This is a genomic window from Vibrio gazogenes, from assembly GCF_002196515.1.
Taxonomy (GTDB): domain Bacteria; phylum Pseudomonadota; class Gammaproteobacteria; order Enterobacterales; family Vibrionaceae; genus Vibrio; species Vibrio gazogenes_A.
The window spans coordinates 1757154-1779436 of sequence record NZ_CP018835.1; the positions used below are offsets into that span (position 1 = coordinate 1757154).

Genomic DNA, 22283 nt, shown 5'->3' on the forward strand with positions numbered 1-22283 from the left:
AGTAATTGAATGAGTTACCAACCCACGGCCTACAATAGCCAAACATTTACCCCTCAGCCGAATCCGAGAGAAAAACAAAGCTGGTCCGAAAGAATGCACAAACGGGGAGAAGTGTTTCCATTTTCTCAAGTCAATGATTGTATCGCCACGAGTGCTGTCAGAACTCCCAAGCCCTCGGTACTCAATAGTGAGGTCGGTGTCGATGATTTTTGGACACACCAACAAATGCAACCATATACATTTGTTCGCTGGGCTGGCATTTATATGTTCCTTGCGGGATTAGCTAAATTTGTATTAATGTTTATCTATCCAATGGCAGTACTGGCTACTATTGCGATGTTAATATACGGTGAAGCAGACCCAAAAGGTATACTCTATTTTTTTATAGAGACGACAATATATTTAGCAGTAATACCTCTATTATTATATAGCCCTATACTGTGGATTAATTGGCGCAACCCCAAAGTCGATAAAACAAACCTCTCTTTATTTGCCCGTAAAAAACATTGTCTTAATCGGGAAACCGGTATGGTGACCCTATATGGTGAACACAATCGCAAGATTTTTAGTCATCCATTTATCGAGTTTGATTGCATTCTTGCCAGCAACCCAAACCATCAAGGCCTGTTGAGCTACCGACTGATGTTAGTCCATCGTTATAGTGATTACGCCCAAGGTGTTAATATCGGCTCCTTGGTTGGCGTCAATGCCCCATTAGCAGAATACAGGCGTCTATGGAATATGATTCAGCAATATATGGATGTCAGCAAACCGCTGCCGGATATCCCGATGTTAGAGCAGTTTCGTGAATTAGACCCGACCACCGCCGCCTACGATCAACAACATCAACGCAATCCCAATTACTGGCGCAGTATGTCAGATGAGGAATTCGATAAAACGTTGACCGAAATGGCTCGCAATCAGCGAGAGCAGAATATCCCCCCTACTGGCCCCGAAATTGATATTTTTGCCAAAGCATAACGGAATAAGGAGAGACGAATGTCTCTCCTTCACTCCTTATTTGAATGACATAGCACCCTTTCAAAAATCTGACTCATAATTTTGCGAGTAATTTCACACCGTGCTGTTTTATAGACAAATTCATCGAGATTCATATTTGGATTGCGTTATAATCAAAATCACTCAAATGAGTTTACTTTCAATATCAATGTGAAATACCACTTCATTCCAAAACTGAAGATGCCAGACTTTCTCTGGACCATTAATGACCAGATTTAAAAAAGAGTAATTGAATGAGTTACCAACCCACCGCCTATAACAGCAAGCAGTTTCACCCGCAGCCGCAGCCGGAAAAATCGCGGGGGTTAATGGAGAAGATACGTAAACGGGGGCAGGTATTTCCTTTTTCTGATACCAACACCAGTATTGCCACAACTGCGCTTAAAGATCAGCCCCCGTCAATCCTCAATGAAGATGGCGCTGAGGACGATCTATTTTGGACGCATGAAAAGGTTCAACCCTATACATTTTTTGTATGGGCTGGATTTTATTTATTTCTGGTAACGATGGCAAAAGTTGTCTTATATGTTCTATATCCATTGTTGTGTGTATTGATGTTAATCCCCGCTTTTGGTGAAGCAGGACCTAGCGTGGCCCTTCAAGGTGTTTGGACTTTTACCTTATATGTAGCATTACCAGCAGTGATTATCTATTTACCCGTATTTATTATTAACCGTATCGACCCAAAGATGACCAAAGCTCAGCTTGAGCGTTGGGTTGCCCGTAAAAAGTATTGCCTGAACCGCGAAACGGGCATGGTCACTCTCTACGGTGCAGGTAACCGTAAAATCTTTACCCATCCATTTATTGAGTTCGACTGTATTCTTGCCAGTAACCCCAATCATCAGGGGCTGCTCTCTTATCGCTTAATGCTGGTGCATCGTTACAGTAACTACAAGCATGGCGTCAATATCGGATCTCTGGTCGGGGTCAATGCGCCCGTTGCCGAGTATCACCGCCTATGGAATATGATCCAGCAATATATGGATGTCAGCAAACCGCTGCCGGATATCCCAATGTTAGAGCCGTTCCGCCACCTTGACCCGACCACAGCCGAGTATGACCAACAGACCAATCGCGACCCGCGCTACTGGCGGCAGATGAGTGATGAGGTGTTCGAAGCTCAACTCACAAAAATAGCCAAAGCGCAGGAGCAAAATAATATCCCTGCCAGTGGCCCGATACTGGATATTTTTGCCGAAGCATAACGAAATAAGGAGAGACGAATGTCTCTCCTTCACTCCTTATTTGAATGACATAGCACCCTTTCAAAAATCTGACTCATAATTTTGCGAGTAATTTCACACCGTGTTGTTTTATAGACAAATTCATCGAGATTCATATTTGGATTGCGTTATAATCAAAATCACTCAAATGAGTTTACTTTCAATATCAATGTGAAATACCACTTCATTCCAAAACTGAAGATGCCAGACTTTCTCTGGACCATTAATGACCAGATTTAAAAAAGAGTAATTGAATGAGTTACCAACCCACCGCCTATAACAGCAAGCAGTTTCACCCGCAGCCGCAGCCGGAAAAATCGCGGGGGTTAATGGAGAAGGTACGTAAACGGGGGCAGGTATTTCCTTTTTCTGATACCAACACCAGTATTGCCACAACTGCGCTTAAAGATCAGCCCCCGTCAATCCTCAATGAAGAGGGTGCTGAAAATGATCTGTTTTGGACGCATAAAAAGGTACAGCCCTATACTTTTGTTGCATGGGCAGGCTTTTATTTATTCCTTGTAACAATGGCAAAGGTTGTCTTATATGTGATTTATCCATTGCAATTATTTTTATCCGTTTGTATTTGGATATTTGGTGATCACGGAGTTCAAGGGGCATTTACATACTTTTTAACGACAACTATCTATATCGCACTTCCTGCATTGATTATTTATACACCAATTTTTATTATTAATCGTATCAACCCAAGCATTAACAAAGATCAGATTGAACGTTGGTTTGCTCGCAAAAAGTATTGCCTGAATCGCGAAACGGGCATGGTCACTCTCTACGGTGCAGGTAACCGTAAAATCTTTACCCATCCATTTATCGAGTTTGACTGTATTCTTGCCAGTAACCCCAATCATCAGGGGTTGCTCTCTTATCGCTTAATGCTGGTGCATCGTTACAGTAACTACAAGCATGGCGTCAATATCGGCTCTCTGGTCGGGGTCAATGCGCCCGTTGCCGAGTATCACCGCCTATGGAATATGATCCAGCAATATATGGATGTCAGCAAACCACTGCCGGATATCCCGATGTTAGAGCCGTTCCGCCACCTTGACCCGACCACAGCCGAGTATGACCAACAAACCAATCGCGACCCGCGCTACTGGCGGCAGATGAGTGATGAGGCGTTCGAAGCTCAACTCACAAAAATAGCCAAAGCGCAGGAGCAAAATAATATCCCTGCCAGTGGCCCGATACTGGATATTTTTGCCAAAGCATAACGGAATAAGGAGAGACGAATGTCTCTCCTTCACTCCTTATTTGAATGACCTAGCACCCTTTCAAAAATCTGACTCATAATTTTGCGAGTAATTTCACACCGTGCTGTTTTATAGGCAAACTCATCGAGATTCATATTTAGATTGCGTTATAATTAAAATCATTCAGATGAGTTCACTTTCAATATTAATATGAAATAACACTTCATTCCAAAACTGAAGACGCCAGACTTTCTCTGGATCATCAATGACCAGATTTAAAAAGAGTAATTGAATGAGTTACCAACCCACCGCCTATAACAGCAAGCAGTTTCACCCGCAGCCGCAGCCGGAAAAATCGCGGGGGTTAATGGAGAAGATACGTAAACGGGGGCAGGTATTTCCTTTTTCTGATACCAACACCAGTATTGCCACAACTGCGCTTAAAGATCAGCCCCCGTCAATCCTCAATGAAGAGGGTGCTGAAAATGATCTGTTTTGGACGCATAAAAAGGTTCAACCCTATACATTTTTTGTATGGGCTGGATTTTATTTATTTCTGGTAACAATGGCAAAAGTTGTCTTATATGCATTTTATCCATTGGCATGTCTATTAACGTTAATCCCCGCTTTTGGTGAAGCAGGGCCTAGCGTGGCTCTCCAAGCTGTTTGGAATTTAACATTATATGTAGCATTACCAGCCGTGATTATCTATTTACCCGTATTTATTATTAACCGTATCGACCCGAAGATGACCAAAGCTCAGCTTGAACGTTGGGTTGCCCGTAAAAAATATTGCCTGAACCGCGAAACAGGTATGGTCACTCTCTACGGTGCGGGTAACCGTAAAATCTTTACCCACCCATTGATCGAGTTTGACTGTATTCTTGCCAGCAACCCCAATCATCAGGGGCTGCTCTCTTATCGCTTAATGCTGGTGCATCGTTACAGTAACTACAAGCATGGCGTCAATATCGGCTCTCTGGTCGGGGTCAATGCGCCCGTTGCCGAGTATCACCGCCTATGGAATATGATCCAGCAATATATGGATGTCAGCAAACCGCTGCCGGATATCCCGATGTTAGAGCCGTTCCGCCACCTTGACCCGACCACAGCCGAGTATGACCAACAAACCAATCGCGACCCGCGCTACTGGCGGCAGATGAGTGATGAGGCGTTCGAAGCTCAACTCACAAAAATAGCCAAAGCGCAGGAGCAAAATAATATCCCTGCCAGTGGCCCGATACTGGATATTTTTGCCGAAGCATAACGGAATAAGGAGAGACGAATGTCTCTCCTTGTGGATTTCTAAACGGGGGAGCAGTTCACTGCTCCCCTATTTTCATCTCAATTCAATCCCTTCCGCGTCTTCCTTCATTAAATTCATCTCATCAAACGTAATCAGATTATTGAGAAATAACAGTACTTCACGCAGTTCATTTTGGTTAACGGAAGGTGCGGTATTCATGGCGAGAAAATCAATCAGATAACCGCGAGCAGTCAGGTGTAGATCATAATTAGGTTGTGAATTAGACATCGTAACCTCTTTGGTGTTAATGAGAAAATACAGCCACACTGAAGGTTCCAATCTCCATGGGTGGCAAGCTGAACAAGGTTTGGAACTACCGTTAACACCAAACGGTCAACACAAGGTTGCCTTGTCAGCTCACCATAATAGGAGTGAGCCAAGGCTACACATAAACATGAAGTAGCACAAGGCGATGGTTTATGCGTTTGGTGTTATTACTCGGTGTTCCAATCCCGACACCGTTTTTATCGGTGCGAATTCAGGGTAAGCAGTGTCGGGTTTGTTGGCGAGGCGCGCTAAAATAAAGCGCGTGTGATAGAGCAAAATCCCATACTTTGTTCACACTCGGTTCGTCATAATTTTGCGAGTAATTTCACAGTGTTGTCGAGGAACAAGCAGTTCATCAGGATTCATATCTGGATTAAGGTATAATCTCCGTTCACTCAAATGAGTTTATTAGAATCATTAAAATGAAGCTTAAATCAACGTCGGCTCTGTACAATGACGCACCATCAGTTTGAGTGGTTTCAGAAACACTTGCCTATGTATAGTCAAGCGATGAGCTCAGGGAAAAAGTTCAGGACGAACTTTTTAGCTTTTCATGAGCAGGATGCGAATAAAAGCGCCCCTGATAGCCGACACTGAAGCTGAACAATCGGCCTTTTGGGATACTTTTGGGGCCAAGCCAAAAGTATCTGATGCGCAGACGCGGCAGTGACTGAGATCGAAAACATTCAGCGCATCATACAATGCTCGAAAACAGAAACGAGAAAAGACAAAGGTTATTTCTGGAACAAAACCACCTACAACCCGTGGAAAGAACAAAGCTGGACACTTTAAAGCATGAAGATCAATAAGCGACTGATTTACAAAACACTCTTTACCCTAATTGGCATTATCATCTTAGCCGTAGGTGGCTTTATGGCCTACCTGATGATTCCTTCCGGCTTTCAATCCCGCCAAGCGGAAGGCCCCAAGGTATTGACGGAACTGCTGAAAATGGCTGAAGAAAGTCAGCCATTTAACCCTGACCCGTATATCTCCAGCACCTATCGCCCCGGAGATCCGCTGTATGAGCCCGTACTGGCAATTCAACGTGATCGCTGGGATATAGCAAAAAAACTCCTGCAACCCTTAGTTGAACAAGGCAATGCTGATGCAATGTATTGGCTGGCTCATATCTCTGGGGGCAGTATCTACGCAGGTGAAGAAATTGCTCGTCTATTCCGGAAATCCGCTGAATTGGGCAACCCTTATGCAGCTCTTCGTTTGGATGTCAGCAGTGAAGATTGCAGCCTTTATCTTCGCGGCTACTGCGACCCGAAATGGGGAAAACTTGGGAGAAAATTGCTTCAAGAGCAGGCAGCTCAAGGCGATAAAAAAGCGGAATATTACCTGCTTCAGTATGATGAAAACAGCTCAGAAGAGGTGCATAAAGAGCTGGAACGACTAGTTACTGAAAATGCCAAGAATCATTATTATCAGCCATTAATGAGATTAATCTATGACTATACCAGCAGATCATACCTACCATTTTTAGAAAAAAATGAACCATTATCTTTGGAGAACAAAAAATTAATAATAAAATTATCAAAGTTAGCTGCAAACAATAACTTCCTCCCATTGGTGAATAACACTATATATAGCAATGTGGATTTAATCTCTCATTCTTATATGTCAAAACTAGTTAAGCACACTATATATAACTATAGTAATTTATATGTATGTAGAAATTACTATTCTGATATAGATAACAGTGACAGAGATAATATAATTATGGGAGCAGCATGTTCAATTGTTGATGATACATTGCAAAATGAAACGGATAACATGACAATATATAACTATTCTATAAATAACAATAACATCAAACCATTGACGAAAGATGAATTAACAAAGGCTCAATCGATAGCAGAAGAAATTATTAAAAACATGACTCCTGCCATTTATATCGACGAAATGAACACAAGACCATAAAAACTACAAAAAGAGGGATCAGCAATCTGATCCCTCTTTATATTCCTTAAATCCCTTCGACCTCTTCTTTAATCAAATTTAGCTCATCAAACGTAATCAGATTATTGAGAAATAACAGAATCTCACGCAGTTCATTTTGATCAACGGAAGGTGCGGTACTGGCAGCAAGAAAATCAATCAGATAACCGCGAGCGGTCAGATGTAAGTCGATATTTAGAGGTTTAGACATAAATAAACTCTTGATGTGAAATGGTTAAAAATTATCACCACTCAGAGGTTCCTAATCAATGGGCGGTGAACTGGACAAGGTTAGGAACTACCGCCACATCAAAACGGCCAGCATAGCTGCCTATGCCCAGCTCACCATAATAAGAGTGAGGTAAGGCTACACACAAACATCAGTCGTAACAAGACTGAACGAGTGTGTTTGATGCATGGTTGCGGGGTTCCTAATCCCGACACCGGTTTTATCGGTGCGAATTCAGGGTAAGCAGTGTCGGGTTTGTTGGCGAGGCGCGCTAAAATAAAGCGCGTGTGACAAAGCAAAATCCCATACTTTGCTCACACTCAGTTCATCATTATTTTGCGAGTAATTTCACAGTGTTGTCGAGGAACAAGCCGTTCATCAGGATTCATATCTGGATTAAGGTATAATCTCCATTAACTCAAATGAGTTTATTAGAATCATTAAAATGAAGCTCAAATCAACGTCGGCTCTGTACAATGACGCACCATCAGTTTGAGTGGTTTCAGAAACACTTGCCTATGTATAGTCAAGCGATGAACTCAGGGAAAAAGTTCAGGACGAACTTTTTAGCTTTTCATGAGCAGGATGCGAATAAAAGCGCCCCTGATAATATGCTCTGAAGCTGATACAGGCCTTTTGGGATACTTTTGGGGCCAAGCCAAAAGTATCTGATGCGCAGACGCGGCAGTGACTGAGATCGAAAATATTCAGCGCATCATACAATGCTCCAAAACAGAGACGAGAAAAGACAAAGGTTATTTGTGGAACAAAACCACCTACAACCCGTGGAAAGAACAAAGCTGGACACTTTAAAGCATGAAGATCAATAAGCGACTGATTTACAAAACACTCTTTACCCTAATTGGCATTATCATCTTAGCCGTAGGTGGCTTTATGGCCTACCTGATGATTCCTTCCGGCTTTCAATCCCGCCAAGCGGAAGGCCCCAAGGTATTGACGGAACTGCTGAAAATGGCTGAAGAAAGTCAGCCATTTAACCCTGACCCGTATATCTCCAGCACCTATCGCCCCGGAGATCCGCTGTATGAGCCCGTACTGGCAATTCAACGTGATCGCTGGGATATAGCAAAAAAACTCCTGCAACCCTTAGTTGAACAAGGCAATGCTGATGCAATGTATTGGCTGGCTCATATCTCTGGGGGCAGTATCTACGCAGGTGAAGAAATTGCTCGTCTATTCCGGAAATCCGCTGAATTGGGCAACCCTTATGCAGCTCTTCGTTTGGATGTCAGCAGTGAAGATTGCAGCCTTTATCTTCGCGGCTACTGCGACCCGAAATGGGGAAAACTTGGGAGAAAATTGCTTCAAGAGCAGGCAGCTCAAGGCGATAAAAAAGCGGAATATTACCTGCTTCAGTATGATGAAAACAGCTCAGAAGAAGTGCATAAAAAACTGGAGCAATTAGTCACTGAAAATGCCAAGAATCATTATTATCAACCATTAATGAATATGATTATTGATTATTCAATTCAATCTTATTTGACCTATTTCCAAAAAGAAAAAAATATATCTTCCGAAGATAAAGAGAATCTTAATAATTTATCTATATTGATGGTAAAAAATAATTTCTCACCTGCTATTGGAGGTATTTTTTATACAAAAAACATAAAAAAACCTAACATGTACATGCACCATTACTTCAAAATTGGCGGAAATTGGTCTACATGTGAAAATTATTACAAGAAAATGATATACAAATCCAGAAGTAATGTAATAGATGCTGTAACATGTATTATTATTGGTAACATATTTAAATCTACTAATGATTGGAATTCTTATGATATAAGAGAAGCGGAAAATGATTGGGGCATTCAGTTTATTAATGAGGATCTAGAAAAAAATGGTAAAGATTCATTAAGTGAAAAAGAAATGGATTTAATTAGAAAAAGAGTAATAAAAATAGTTAAAGAAATGACACCAATGATTTATATCGACGAAATGAATCCAAGGCCATAAAAACCACAATAAGAGGGATCAGCAATCTGATCCCTCTCTATATTCCTTAAATCCCTTCCGCGTCTTCCTTCATTAAATTCATCTCATCAAACGTAATCAGATTATTGAGAAATAACAGTACTTCACGCAGTTCATTTTGGTTAACGAAAGGTGCGGTATTCATGGCGAGAAAATCAATCAGATAACCGCGAGCAGTCAGGTGTAGATCATAATTAGGTTGTGAGTTCAGCATTGTAGCCTCCTGTAGATTTTCAAAAAATCACCACCAGAGGTTCCAATCTCAGAGGTGGTGAACTGAGCAAGGTTTGGAACTACCGCACCACAGGTTGCAGCCTGACAAAGTCAGCCCTATACCCAGCTCACCATAATAGGAGTGAGTAAAGGCTACACACAAAGGCTCATCTGTACAAGACAAGGCAATTTGTGCATCTGTGGTTTAGACGGTGTTCCAATCCCGACACCGGTTTTATCGGTGCGAATTCAGGGTAAGCAGTGTCGGGTTTGTTGGCGAGGTACAAGAAAATAAAGCGCGAGTGATAGAGCAAAATCCCATACTTTGCTCACACTCGGTTCGTCATAATTTTGCGAGTAATTTCACAGTGTTGTCGAGGAATAAGCCATTCATCAGGATTCATATCTGGATTAAGGTATAATCTCCATTCACTCAAATGAGTTTATTAAAATCATTAAAATGAAGCTTAAATCAACATCGGCTCTGTAAAATGACGCACCATCAGTTTGGGTGGTTTCAGAAACATGTACGTCATGTTTGCCTATGTATATTGAAGCGATGAACTCAGGGAAAAAGTTCAGGACGAACTTTTTAGCTTTTCATGAGCAGGATGCGAATAAAAGCGCCCCTGATAACCGGCACTAAAGCTGAACAATCGGCCTTTTGGGATACTTTTGGGGCCAAGCCAAAAGTATCTGATGCGCAGACGCAGAAGTGACTGAGATCGAAAATATTCAGCGCATCATACAATGCTCCAAAACAGAGACGAGAAAAGACAAAGGTTACTTGTGGAACAAAACCACCTATAAACCATGGAAAGAACAAAGCTGGACACTCTAAATCATGAAGATCAATAAGCGACTGATTTACAAGACACTCTTTACCTTAATTGGTATTGTTATCTTAGCCATAGGTGGCTTTATGGCCTACCTAATGATTCCATCTGGCTTTCAGTCCCGCCAAGCGGAAGGCCCCAAGGTGTTGACGGAACTGTTGAAAATGGCTGAAAAAAGCCAGCCATTTAACCCGGATCCGTATATCTCCAGCACCTATCGCCCCGGAGATCCACTGTATGAGCCCTTGCTGTATATTCAAAGACATCGGCAGGGAAAAGCCGAAGATCTGTTGAAACCATTAGTCGAGCAAGGTAACCCAGATGCCATGTATTGGCTGGCTCATATCACCTATGACGATAGTTACTACTCCAGTGGCCCGGCAGCGAAATTATTCCAGAAATCAGCGGCGCTGGGTAACCCGTATGCTGCATTACGGTTAGATATCAATGACCATGAGTGTCAGATGTTTATGGGCGGTTACTGTGATAAAAAATGGGGTGAACTCGGGCGTAAGCTACTGCAAGAGCGCGCTGAGCAAGGTGATAAAAAAGCAGCATATTATCTGCTTCAGTATGATGAAAATAGCTCAGAAGAGGTACATAAGAAGTTAGAGAAACTCGTTACAGAGAATGCTAAGAATCATTATTACCAGCCATTGATGAGACTTATGAAGAGTTATAAAGATAGAATGTATTTAACTTTTTTCAATAGAAGGGAGACTATTTCTTCTGAAGAAAACAAGTATATATATGAGCTAGCATTCCTTCCAGTCAATAACAACTTCCCACCAGCAATGACAAACATTGTTTTTTTCAATAGAAACTTCTATAAAAAACCATATTTATTAAAAGTAATCAAGCAAAGTATAATGATAAATACAGAACCATTCCTATGTATAAGATACTATACAGAAGTTGACAATATTGACAGAAATCACATTATAGATAGTGCAGCATGTGCTATTGCTTCAGATCAATTAGAGAACAGAGATGATAACTTAAGAAGGTTTAATTATATTCTTAAAGAAAACAACTTAAATCCTTTGACTGAATTAGAATTTAATAATTCTCATAATAAAGCACAAGAAATAATAAATAATATGACTCCTGTTATCTATATCGATGAAATGAATCCAAAACCATAAATGACGATTTTTACACAGGGAGCAGTGATCTGCTCCCTTTTTTATCATCTCAATACAACCCCTTCTGCGTCTTCCTTCATTAAATTCATTTCATCAAAGGTAATCAGATTATTGAGAAACAACAGCACTTCACGCAATTCGTGTTGGTCAACGGAAGGTGCCGTATTGGTGACGAGAAAATCAATCAGATAACCGCGAGCGGTCAGATGTAGATCATAATTAGGTTGTGAGTTCAGCATTGTAGCCTCCTGTAGTTTGTCGAAAATCACCACCGGAGGTCCGAATCTCAGAGGTGGTGAACTGGGAGGGTTCGAACTACCGCACCACAGGTTGCAGCCTGACTGAGTCAGCCCAACCCAGCTCACCATTATAGGAGTGAGTAGAGGCTACACACAAAGGCTCATCTGTACAAGATAAGGCAGTCTGTGCATCTGTGGTTTAGACGGTGTTCGAATCCCGACACCGTTTTTATCGGTGCGAATTCAGGGTAAGCAGTGTCGGGTTTGTTGGCGAGGTACAAGAAAATAAAGCGCGTGTGATAGAGCAAAATCCCATACTTTGCTCACACTCAGTTCGTCATAATTTTGCGAGTAATTTCACAGTATTGTCGAGGAATAAGCCGTTCATCAGGATTCATATCTGGATTAAGGTATAATCTCCATTCACTCAAATGAGTTTATTAGAATCATTAAAATGAAGCTTAAATCAACGTCGGCTCTGTACAATGACGCACCATCAGTTTGAGTGGTTTCAGAAACATGTACGTCATGTTTGCCTATGTATATTGAAGCGATGAACTCAGGGAAAAAGTTCAGGACGAACTTTTTAGCTTTTCATGAGCAGGATGCGAATAAAAGCGCCCCTGATAGCCAGCACTAAAGCTGAACAACCGGCCTTTTTGGATACTTTTGGGGCCAAGCCAAAAGTATCTGATGCGCAGACGCGGCAGTGACTGAGATCGAAAATATTCAGCGCATCATACAACGCCCTAAAACAGAGATGAGAAAAGACAAAGGTTACTTCTGGAACAAAACCACCTACAACCCGTGGAAAGAACAAAGCTGGACACTTTAAAGCATGAATATCAATAAGAAACTAATTTACAAAACACTGCTGGCCATCATTGGTGTGATTATTTTAGCGGTCGGTGGCTTTATGGCCTACCTGATGATTCCTTCTGGCTTTCAGTCCCGTCAAGCGGAAGGTCCCAAGGTGTTGACAGAACTGTTGAAAATGGCTGAAGAAAGTCAGCCATTTAATCCCGACCCGTATATCTCCAGCACCTATCGCCCCGGAGATCCACTGTATGAGCCCGTACTGGCAATTCAACGTGATCGCTGGGATATAGCCCAAAAACTCCTGCAACCCTTAGTTGAACAAGGCAATGCTGATGCCATGTATTGGCTGGCTCAAATCACCTATGACGATAGCTACTACTCCAGCGGCCCGGCGGCCAAGTTATTCCAGAAGTCAGCCGAGCTGGGGAATCCCTATGCAGCACTTCGTTTAGATAGCAAAAACCTTGAATGCCAGATGTTTATGAGCGGTTACTGTGATCAAAAATGGGGTGAACTCGGGCGGAAACTCCTGCAAGAGCGCGCAGCTCAAGGTGATAAAAAAGCGGAATATTACCTGCTTCAGTATGATGAAAACAGCTCAGAAGAGGTTCATAAAGAGCTGGAACGATTAGTCACTGAAAATGCCAAGAATCATTATTATCAGCCATTAATGAGATTAATCTATGACTATTATGACGGTCGATATTTATCCTTCTTCAATAGAGGAACCCCCCCAAATGAGGAACAAAAAAAAATATTAGTGACAATTTCAAAAATACCAGCTAATAATAATTTCACACCGGCAATTAATAAAGTTTTATATACTGATAGAGATCTTTTAGATAAAGCATATATCTCAAGAGTTATAGATAAATGCCTAACATTAAATTCTCAGCAATATTCATGTATGGAGTATTTATCAAATTCTAATGATCGTAACAAAATTATAGAAGGTGCTGCATACGCATACGCAACCGACATTACAAAGAATAAGACTGAAAAAGAAAATGAGCTAGGTTTATTCGAATTTATGCTAGATAAACACAATATTAAATCATTGACTGATGAAGAAGTTGAAAAAGCACATAAAATAGCCAAATTGATACTAAAAAATATGACTCCTGTTATCTATATCGACGAAATGAACACAAGACCATAAAAACTACAAAAAGAGGGATCAGCAATCTGATCCCTCTTTATATTCCTTAAATCCCTTCGACGTCTTCTTTAATCAAATTTATTTCATCAAACGTAATCAGATTATTGAGAAATAACAGCACTTCACGCAGTTCATTTTGATCAACGGAAGGTGCGGTACTGGTGGCAAGGAAATCAATCAGATAACCGCGAGCGGTCAGGTGTAGATCAAGGTGATTAGACATAATACTCTCCTAGTGAAATTTTTAGAAAATGACCACCAAGAGGTTCGAATCTCGAAGGTGGTGAACTGAACAAGGTTCGAACAACCATTCACTAGGACACGGCCTGACCAAAGTCAGCCTCATTCAGCTCACCATTATCCAGATGAGCAAAGGCTACATATAAATACAGACCAAGACAAGCGTCGCTTTATATGCCTAGTGATGTCAGTTGGGGTTCGAATCCCGACACCGTTTTTATCGGTGCGAATTCAGGGTAAGCAGTGTCGGGTTTGTTGGCGAGGCGCGCTAAAATAAAGCGCGTGTGACAAAGCAAAATCCCATACTTTGCTCACACTCAGTTCATCATTATTTTGCGAGTAATTTCACAGTGTTGTCGAGGATCAAGCAGTTCATCAGGATTCATATCTGGATTAAGGTATAATCTCCATTCACTCAAATGAATTTATTAAAATCATTAAAATGAAGCTTAAATCAACATCGGCTCTGTAAAATGACGCACCATCAGTTTGGGTGGTTTCAGAAACATTGACGTCATGTTTGCCGATGTATATTGAAGCGATGAACTCAGGGAAAAAGTTCAGGACGAACTTTTTAGCTTTTCATGAGCAGGATGCGAATAAAAGCGCCCCTGATAATATGCTCTGAAGCTGATACAGGCCTTTTGGGGCCAAGCCAAAAGTATCTGATGCGCAGACGCGGCAGTGACTGAGATCGAAAATATTCAGCGCATCATACAATGCTCCAAAACAGAGACGAGAAAAGACAAAGGTTATTTGTGGAACAAAACCACCTACAACCCGTGGAAAGAACAAAGCTGGACACTTTAAAGCATGAGTATCAATAAGAAACTGATTTACAAAACACTGCTGACCATCGTTGGTGTGATTATTTTAGCGGCCAGCGGACTGATGGCCTATCTGGCGATCCCTTCTGGCTTTCAGTCCCGCCAAGCGGAAGGCCCCAAGGTGTTGACGGAACTGTTGAGAATGGCTGAAAAAAGCCAGCCATTTAACCCCGACCCGTATATCTCCAGCACCTATCGCCCCGGAGATCCGCTGTATGAGCCCGTACTGGCAATTCAACGTGATCGCTGGGATATAGCCCAAAAACTCCTGCAACCCTTAGTCGAACAAGGCAATGCTGACGCAATGTATTGGCTGGCTCATATCACCTATGATGATAGTTACTACTCCAGTGGCCCGGCAGCGAAATTATTCCAGAAATCAGCGGTGCTGGGTAACCCGTATGCTGCATTACGGTTAGATATCAATGACCGTGAGTGTCAGATGTTTATGGGCGGTTACTGTGATAAAAAATGGGGAGAGCTCGGGCGAAAACTCCTGCAAGAGCGGGCAGCTCAAGGTGATAAAAAAGCAGAGTATTATCTGCTTCAGTATGATGAAAATAGCTCAGAAGAGGTGCATAAAAAACTAGAGCAGTTAGTCACTGAAAATGCAAAGAACCATTATTACCAGCCATTGATGAGACAAATTTATAATTATACTAGTGGATTATACTTACCATTTTTGGAACAAAACAAATCTATTTCTATAGAGAAAAAAAAGTTAATTTCCAATTTATTGAGACTGGGAGCAAATAATAACTTTCCACCATCTATGTATTATGTATATTCTTATAATGACATGTATTCTGAAGATTATGTAAAACGAGTAGTTGAACACAGTATATCTTTGAATGTTTCATCTTATATTTGTGAAGCTTATTATTCTAAAGTATCTAACAGATTGAGAAATGATGTTGTGAAAGGGGCTGCTTGTGCAATGGCGAATGATGTAGTTCGTGGCAATGGTAATAATAGGGTTTCTATCTTTGATTTTAACTTGGATAAAAATAATATTGCTCCACTTACAGATGAAGAAAAAAGAGAATCAGATAGAATTGCAAAATTAATACTTAATGATATAACTCCTGTTATCTACATTGATGAAATGAACACAAGACCATAAAAACTACAAAAAGAGGGATCAGCAATCTGATCCCTCTTTATATTCCTTAAATCCCTTCGACGTCTTCTTTAATCAAATTTATTTCATCAAAGGTAATCAGATTATTGAGAAATAACAGCACTTCACGCAGTTCATTTTGGTTAACGAAAGGTGCGGTATTCATGGCGAGAAAATCAATCAGATAACCGCGAGCAGTCAGGTGTAGATCATAATTAGGTTGTGAGTTCAGCATTGTAGCCTCCTGTAGATTTTCAAAAAATCACCACCAGAGGTTCCAATCTCAGAGGTGGTGAACTGAGCAAGGTTTGGAACTACCGCACCACAGGTTGCAGCCTGACAAAGTCAGCCCTATACCCAGCTCACCATAATAGGAGTGAGTAAAGGCTACACACAAAGGCTCATCTGTACAAGATAAGGCAATTTGTGCGTCTGTGGTTGAAACGGGGTTCCAATCCCGACACCGTTTTTATCGGTGCGAATTCAGGGTAAGCAGTGTCGGGTTTGTTGGCGAGGTACAAGAAAATAAAGCGCGTGTGATAGAGCAAAATCCCATACTTTGTTCACACTCGGTTCGTCATAATTTTGCGAGTAATTTCACAGTGTGTTCTTTTATATATCAATCTATCAAGAACAATGCTGAGATTTCATTATAATCGCCCTCTCTTAATCAAATGCGCCTGTTCATATCGTCAGTCGGCGTTAAATCAGCACCTAGATCAGTATTCACATAACGTGCGTATTGATCGCCCATATTTAAAATCGTCTTATCAAGTCAACGGAAGCCATCACGTATGTTCTTTTACACCAATGTCCAGAGAGCCATTAAACTCGTTGATAAAAATGCAGTGCTTTACTCGCATGCTAAATTTCCCGGGTGGGAGATATCGTATGTGTGTATCGAAAATAATGGCCTTGTCGAGACCATCGATGCTTACGCGATCGTAACATTAAAAAATGGACGGGTTATTTATGTGCCATTTGAAGATGTCGGCCAAGTCAGACTGCCCAACGACGATGAACTTCTCGGTTATGATATTCGTTTCCTCACTCCTGAACAGATGGCGGCCGCTGTTGATAAAAAGCGTCAGCTTGAATTCATCGTTGCTGTATGTCTGTTCCTCGGTTTTATTGCAGCGATACAGGGGATCGCCTGGAAGCGACAACAGGATGAGCTTGCCATTCAGAATGCCATGCAAGCCATGAACAATATGCATCATCAAAACCGACAGGAAGCATACAACCTCTTAAAGCAAGCCGAAGCGACACTCGAGCAAAGAGAAAAAGATTTAGGGGCATTTTATGTCTATACCAATGCCCAAATGCCACTGGATGGTTATATGATCCCGAATCAGTACGGATTCTCCAGCTATGTCAATGAGATTCAGGACTATCTGGAACACCCCAGTTTTCGCAACGCTGACAGGGACTATGTTCAAAATGGTATGAATCCAATCTCTCTCTTTTTGAGCCACGAGAACACACAAGGCTACCGGGTTGGTATCTACATTGAAACGATGGATTATTATATAAATCAGTCCATTTATTACCCCGGTGACAAGCATCAGAAAGATTCCTCGCTTTGGATCACTAAAATTCAGCCGGTCACTGACGCAGAGCGTGCAGAGTTCTTAACAAGAAACCCCAATCTGACGCAAGAAGATCTCAAACAATACCAACTGGATAAAAGTCATTTCAGCCGTAGTTTTATTCTGAGTCAAGCGCTGCTCAATGGCGGTAAGATGAGCCAAGAGGCGTACATGCTGACCTCGGAAAATTTTGCCGGCAAGGAGCGGTTATTTTTTATCTCATCGAAGAGTACCCACCTGACCACTGAACAACAAGATCAGTTGATTGAAAAATTTATTCAACGTTATGATTTCAAAAGAAGTGACTTTAAAGATTATGCGTGGCGCAAAGTTTCGGTGATTGAAAAGTAAGAGGAACGCAATACTCACGATGATGACTCACGGTAACCGGCACGCCAATGATGATGAAAGGTCGTTTCACAACCAACAAAGCCGGTCAATTGACCGGCTTTGTTGGTTATATCGCGCTTGTTGAGAAAACAATTGTATTCACACTGCGGCTTGTCGCACTGATACCCTATAGCATCGCAGAGTTAGTGTTTTCCCCAATACCCCATTTTGCGGGCAATCCAGACCATTAACAACAACACCACGACGATCGCGAGAAAGTTCGAACCGGCTTCGGGGTACTGCGCTTTAACAAAGGCCGAATGACCAAAAGCACCGACAAAAAAGCAGGCAAGTCCCACCAGCGGAAAATCTTCTGAGACCGGCTGACGCAGGTACTCTTGATACAGTGCCTGAACCGCGAGAATTAACGCTATCCAAGGGAAAATAGAAAACGTGATCTCACTCATGGTCATCGAAGACAGAATGGCATCACCACATACGCCGACAATAAAAGCAAGAATCAGATTCTTGCGCTCTGAGGTATTTTGACTCGACATTAATCAACTCCATCTCTCTGTTGATGTTTACGTGCAGCCCGATAACTTGCCGCACCTTTAGCAATCATTCTTAACTGAACAATTAATCGTTCTGCCAGTTCGTCGCGCTCACGCTTATCCAGATCCATCGCTTCTGCACCGGAGCTAAACACCAACGTCACGGAGGCTTCTGCCTGAGGCGCTGCGATTTCTCGCGCTAAGCCATTCAGGACAAGGTATTCGGTCAGTTCGGCAGAAAAATGTTGGATCTCTCTGGCCACAGCGGCCCGAAAATCATAAGACGTTCCAGAGCGTTCTCTCAGCAATAAACGAAACACATTGGGACTGTTTTCGATAAACTCCATGAAAGTCTCGACCGAGGTGCGGATCACACTGCCTTTGGTCGCAATACGCTGTCGTGCCTGGCGCATCAGTTGCCGCAGTAATAATCCCCCTTCATCAACCATCGTCAGCCCTAACTCATTCATATCATCAAAATGGCGATAAAATGAAGTCGGGGCAATACCGGCTTCTCTGGCGACTTCTCTCAGGCTCAAACTGGAAAAACTCTGTTGTGCGCTCAATTGGCGAAATGCAGCATCAATTAATGAACGACGGGTTTTTTCTTTCTGTTGAGCACGGATTCCCATGGCGTACAATTCCTAAATCACAGCTAAAAACGATCTACTATAACGCGAATTATTTTTTTATCGATAAACAATATCTCATCCTGCGCAAAATTTTCTCTTCAAACGAATTTCATAGCGGTATCAGCGATCATTATCACTGATCACTTGGCAGAACGGAGACACAGACAAAGAATCCGTTACAATGATCCACTACAATGATGCGTTACAATATCATCATCAAAAAACCAACGAATATTCATCAGGAAGTCATATGTCAGAGACTCATCATTTCGATGCGATTGTCATCGGCAGTGGTCCCGGCGGTGAAGGTGCCGCAATGGGACTGACCAAAGCAGGGCTGAATGTCGCCATCGTTGAAAAAGAGCAAAGTGTCGGTGGCGGATGTACCCATTGGGGGACGATTCCATCAAAAGCCTTAAGACATGCCGTCAGCCGTATCATCGAATTCAACAGCAACCCGCTGTTTTGCCATAACAACACCAGCCTCCACGCCACATTCCCCAACATTCTGTTACATGCCAAATCTGTCATCGATAAACAGACACGATTACGGCAAGGGTTTTATGATCGCAACAAGTGTACGTTACTGTTTGGTGTTGCCCAGTTTATTGATAGCCACACGATTGAAATTCTTCAGTCTGATGGCAGCAAAGAGCGTTATACCGCAGATAAATTTGTAATCGCCACAGGTTCACGCCCTTATCAGCCGGATGATGTCGATTTCAATCATCCCCGAATCTACGATAGTGACTCGATCCTCAACCTCGAACACGACCCACGCCATATCCTCATCTATGGTGCAGGCGTCATCGGCTGTGAATATGCGTCGATCTTCCGTGGACTTGGGGTGAAAGTTGACCTGATTAATACCCGTGACCGTTTATTATCTTTTCTGGATAATGAGGTCTCAGATGCACTGTCATACCACTTCTGGAATAACGGCGTGGTGATTCGTAATGATGAAACCTATCAGAACATTGAAGTTTGCCAGGACGGGGTGATTGTTCACCTGAAATCAGGCAAGAAAATGAAGGCTGACTGTCTGCTCTATGCGAATGGCAGAACGGGCAATACCGATCGGTTAAATCTGGAAGCATTGGGATTAACCGCTGACTCTCGTGGTCAACTGGCAGTCAACCGGAGTTACCAAACCGAAATGGCACATATTTATGCCGTCGGTGATGTCATTGGCTACCCTAGCCTCGCCAGCGCCGCTTATGACCAAGGCCGCTTCGTCGCACAAATCATCGCATTCGGGGCAAGTAACAGTCAGCTGATTGAAGATATTCCGACCGGGATATACACCATTCCTGAAATCAGTTCCGTCGGCAAAACCGAGCAGGAGCTGACCAATGCCAAGATCCCTTATGAGGTGGGTCGTTCTTCTTTTAAACATCTGGCACGCGCGCAAATCGCAGGCACCGATGTAGGGAGTTTGAAGATTCTGTTCCACCGAGAAACCAAAGAAATCCTCGGGATTCACTGTTTCGGTGAGCGGGCTGCGGAAATCATTCATATCGGTCAGGCCATCATGGAACAAAAAGGCACCGCCAATACCATTGAATATTTCGTCAATACGACGTTTAACTATCCAACAATGGCGGAAGCCTATCGGGTCGCCGCATTAAACGGCTTGAACCGCCTGTTCTAATCGAGGGCAAGCCACTTGCAGATTTGATTTGCAAGTGGCGTTGCTTTTCGTCTGCGATGCTTGGTTTTGTCTCATTGCAGGTTTTGTTTTACACACAAAGCCTGCATACGATACGAGAGCCATCCAGCATTACCAATCACAATTTACCAATAACAATTTACCAATGACAACGAATCACGACAGGAGTGTAACGGAATTGGCAGCTTGTCAGGCGACAAACCAAGCGCTGCCATATTTTCCAACGCCGACATGGATAATTTAATGGTGAGAAGCGCTGCACATCTTTGACCCACGGCAAGCAGTTCAATACCGCATGATCGGGGGCTGCAAAGCCATGTTGATAAGAACCGGAACCCAGCCGTTGCCCTAAACGCGTACCGGTTTTATCGCCAGCCAGCAGTAAACACGCATGAGCATGAGGGAAGGTCAGCCCAAGCGTTCTGATAAAGGCGGCCACATGCTCTGACTGCGTTTCAAGCAAAGCGTGTTCACAAAGAATCAAGACCGGAACGGAGTCTGAAATATTGATGGTTTTTAACCACGTTAATGATGTGACGCTACCACTGATATGCTGATAACGTTCACTGGGATGGAATAATCGCTGTCGCCAGATCAAATGCTCAGACACATCCACTTCCAGCCAATGGCAACGACCATTATCAACCCGATAAAACCGAGTATCTAAGCCGGCACCGACGTTGATCACCCAAGCATCCGGATAGGTAGAAAGAAACTCACGAACTTGTTGATCACAGATCTGAGTCAGTGTGACATGGAGTAACTGCTTTTGATCAATATTGCCACTCCGGCAATCGGGAGCGACCTGACAGGACAAACAGGCTTGAGCGGCAATCGGGTCATAAATCAGGCCATTGTCTGCTAGGCTTTCCCGGCTTCGGAACCAAAGCGGCTCAATAAGATGTGCGGGAATTTGATAGTGTTCTCGATGCTTCCGGCAATAATATGACATCGTCATTATCCTCTAAAGTCGGTTTAGATGATAATGAATATCAATACCATTAGCAAGTTATTGAGAGAGATTCTCAATAACTTACGCTGTCAGATGTTTTACCATCAGTCAGTTACATCCAATCGGTATTACGGATAATTCCAACAGCGACCCCTTCAATCGTCAATTCCTGAGCCGTGAGATCGACCTCAATGGGAGTAAAGTCTTCATTTTCCGCATGTAACAACACTTTAGCCCCTTGGCGATCAAGACGTTTCACCGTGACATCATCTTCGACACGGGCAACCACGATCTGACCATTTCTGACATCCTGCGTTTTATGCACGGCCAGCAAATCGCCATCCATGATGCCAATATTTTTCATACTCTCACCGTGAACTCGCAGCAGAAAATCAGCTTGGGGTTTGAACATGGCGGGATCGACCTGATAGTGTGCTTCAACATGTTCCTGCGCCAGAATCGGTTCACCCGCGGCAACGCGACCAATCAATGGCAGACCTTCTTCAACCGGGTCATGTGCAGAGTCGAGCAGAATACGTATGCCTCGAGAAGCGCCCGGAACAATTTCAATCACTTGTTTACGCGCAAGTGCTTTCAAATGTTCTTCAGCCGCATTGGCAGAACGGAATCCCAATTCTTTCGCGATTTCAGCGCGAGTCGGTGGCATTCCGGAATCTTCAATCCGGCTTTTGATCAAATCAAAGACCTGTTGTTGGCGTGGTGTTAAAGGCTTCATAATTCACCTGTCTTTTTATACA

Annotated in this window: 21 protein-coding genes; 11 read left to right on the forward strand and 10 right to left on the reverse strand. The window is 42.7% G+C overall.

What is annotated here, in order from left to right:
* The first annotated feature begins 9 nt into the window (after positions 1–9).
* From BSQ33_RS07915 to BSQ33_RS07930, 4 genes are all read left to right on the forward strand, one after another.
* Positions 10–981: a hypothetical protein gene (locus BSQ33_RS07915; RefSeq protein WP_088133803.1), complete on the forward strand. Its 972-nt coding sequence runs from the start codon at positions 10–12 to the stop codon at positions 979–981.
* Between the two features lie 272 nt (positions 982–1253).
* Complete coding sequence (locus BSQ33_RS07920; RefSeq protein WP_088133804.1) at positions 1254–2228, forward strand: hypothetical protein; 975 nt, start codon at positions 1254–1256, stop codon at positions 2226–2228.
* Between the two features lie 272 nt (positions 2229–2500).
* On the forward strand, positions 2501–3478 hold the full coding sequence (locus tag BSQ33_RS07925) for a hypothetical protein (protein WP_088133805.1): 978 nt from the start codon (positions 2501–2503) through the stop codon (positions 3476–3478).
* A 271-nt stretch (positions 3479–3749) separates the two neighbouring features.
* The gene (locus BSQ33_RS07930; RefSeq protein ID WP_088133806.1) at positions 3750–4724 is read left to right on the forward strand and encodes a hypothetical protein; all 975 of its coding nucleotides are present in this window, start codon (positions 3750–3752) and stop codon (positions 4722–4724) included.
* 72 nt (positions 4725–4796) lie between these two features.
* Here the strand turns inward: BSQ33_RS07930 and BSQ33_RS07935 are convergent, their stop codons facing one another.
* Complete coding sequence (locus BSQ33_RS07935; protein WP_088133807.1) at positions 4797–4991, reverse strand: hypothetical protein; 195 nt, start codon at positions 4989–4991, stop codon at positions 4797–4799.
* Positions 4992–5825: 834 nt separating this feature from the next.
* Here BSQ33_RS07935 and BSQ33_RS07940 point away from each other — a divergent pair.
* The gene (locus tag BSQ33_RS07940) at positions 5826–6959 is read left to right on the forward strand and encodes a tetratricopeptide repeat protein (protein ID WP_088133808.1); all 1134 of its coding nucleotides are present in this window, start codon (positions 5826–5828) and stop codon (positions 6957–6959) included.
* Positions 6960–7005: 46 nt separating this feature from the next.
* Here BSQ33_RS07940 and BSQ33_RS07945 read toward each other — a convergent pair whose 3' ends face one another.
* Entirely contained in the window at positions 7006–7188 is a 183-nt protein-coding gene (locus tag BSQ33_RS07945) for a hypothetical protein (protein WP_088133809.1), read from the reverse strand.
* A gap of 834 nt (positions 7189–8022) precedes the next feature.
* On the opposite strand from BSQ33_RS07945, the gene BSQ33_RS07950 reads away from it, so the two are divergent.
* The gene (locus BSQ33_RS07950) at positions 8023–9183 is read left to right on the forward strand and encodes a tetratricopeptide repeat protein (protein ID WP_088133810.1); all 1161 of its coding nucleotides are present in this window, start codon (positions 8023–8025) and stop codon (positions 9181–9183) included.
* A 46-nt stretch (positions 9184–9229) separates the two neighbouring features.
* On the opposite strand, the gene BSQ33_RS07955 is transcribed toward BSQ33_RS07950, so the two are convergent.
* Positions 9230–9415, reverse strand: coding sequence for a hypothetical protein (locus tag BSQ33_RS07955; RefSeq protein ID WP_088133811.1), 186 nt, complete (start codon positions 9413–9415; stop codon positions 9230–9232).
* 843 nt (positions 9416–10258) lie between these two features.
* Between BSQ33_RS07955 and BSQ33_RS07960 the strand changes: the two genes are divergently transcribed.
* On the forward strand, positions 10259–11395 hold the full coding sequence (locus BSQ33_RS07960) for a tetratricopeptide repeat protein (RefSeq protein ID WP_088133812.1): 1137 nt from the start codon (positions 10259–10261) through the stop codon (positions 11393–11395).
* Between the two features lie 44 nt (positions 11396–11439).
* On the opposite strand, the gene BSQ33_RS07965 is transcribed toward BSQ33_RS07960, so the two are convergent.
* A complete protein-coding gene (locus BSQ33_RS07965; RefSeq protein WP_088133813.1) occupies positions 11440–11634 on the reverse strand; it encodes a hypothetical protein in 195 nt (64 codons plus the stop codon).
* 838 nt (positions 11635–12472) lie between these two features.
* Between BSQ33_RS07965 and BSQ33_RS07970 the strand changes: the two genes are divergently transcribed.
* Positions 12473–13612, forward strand: a complete 1140-nt coding sequence (locus BSQ33_RS07970; protein WP_088133814.1) for a hypothetical protein — start codon at positions 12473–12475, stop codon at positions 13610–13612.
* A 46-nt stretch (positions 13613–13658) separates the two neighbouring features.
* On the opposite strand, the gene BSQ33_RS21550 is transcribed toward BSQ33_RS07970, so the two are convergent.
* Entirely contained in the window at positions 13659–13835 is a 177-nt protein-coding gene (locus BSQ33_RS21550) for a hypothetical protein (protein WP_157721366.1), read from the reverse strand.
* An 830-nt stretch (positions 13836–14665) separates the two neighbouring features.
* Between BSQ33_RS21550 and BSQ33_RS07975 the strand changes: the two genes are divergently transcribed.
* The gene (locus BSQ33_RS07975) at positions 14666–15802 is read left to right on the forward strand and encodes a hypothetical protein (RefSeq protein WP_088133815.1); all 1137 of its coding nucleotides are present in this window, start codon (positions 14666–14668) and stop codon (positions 15800–15802) included.
* 46 nt (positions 15803–15848) lie between these two features.
* Here the strand turns inward: BSQ33_RS07975 and BSQ33_RS07980 are convergent, their stop codons facing one another.
* Entirely contained in the window at positions 15849–16034 is a 186-nt protein-coding gene (locus BSQ33_RS07980) for a hypothetical protein (protein WP_088133816.1), read from the reverse strand.
* 658 nt (positions 16035–16692) lie between these two features.
* Here BSQ33_RS07980 and BSQ33_RS07985 point away from each other — a divergent pair.
* Positions 16693–17739, forward strand: coding sequence for a hypothetical protein (locus tag BSQ33_RS07985; RefSeq protein ID WP_157721367.1), 1047 nt, complete (start codon positions 16693–16695; stop codon positions 17737–17739).
* Between the two features lie 182 nt (positions 17740–17921).
* On the opposite strand, the gene BSQ33_RS07990 is transcribed toward BSQ33_RS07985, so the two are convergent.
* Positions 17922–18275: a YijD family membrane protein gene (locus tag BSQ33_RS07990; protein ID WP_021021138.1), complete on the reverse strand. Its 354-nt coding sequence runs from the start codon at positions 18273–18275 to the stop codon at positions 17922–17924.
* Positions 18275–18904, reverse strand: coding sequence for an HTH-type transcriptional repressor FabR (gene fabR / locus BSQ33_RS07995; RefSeq protein ID WP_021021139.1), 630 nt, complete (start codon positions 18902–18904; stop codon positions 18275–18277). Before fabR ends, BSQ33_RS07990 begins: the two co-directional genes overlap by 1 nt.
* Before the next feature lie 250 nt (positions 18905–19154).
* Between fabR and sthA the strand changes: the two genes are divergently transcribed.
* Complete coding sequence (gene sthA / locus BSQ33_RS08000) at positions 19155–20555, forward strand: Si-specific NAD(P)(+) transhydrogenase (RefSeq protein WP_027694309.1); 1401 nt, start codon at positions 19155–19157, stop codon at positions 20553–20555.
* Positions 20556–20712: 157 nt separating this feature from the next.
* Here sthA and BSQ33_RS08005 read toward each other — a convergent pair whose 3' ends face one another.
* Both BSQ33_RS08005 and lexA read right to left on the reverse strand, forming a co-directional pair.
* Positions 20713–21525 (reverse strand): class I SAM-dependent methyltransferase, encoded by an 813-nt coding sequence (locus BSQ33_RS08005; RefSeq protein ID WP_088133819.1) that lies wholly within the window; start codon positions 21523–21525, stop codon positions 20713–20715.
* Positions 21526–21637: 112 nt separating this feature from the next.
* The gene (gene lexA / locus BSQ33_RS08010; protein WP_021021142.1) at positions 21638–22261 is read right to left on the reverse strand and encodes a transcriptional repressor LexA; all 624 of its coding nucleotides are present in this window, start codon (positions 22259–22261) and stop codon (positions 21638–21640) included.
* Positions 22262–22283 lie beyond the last annotated feature (22 nt).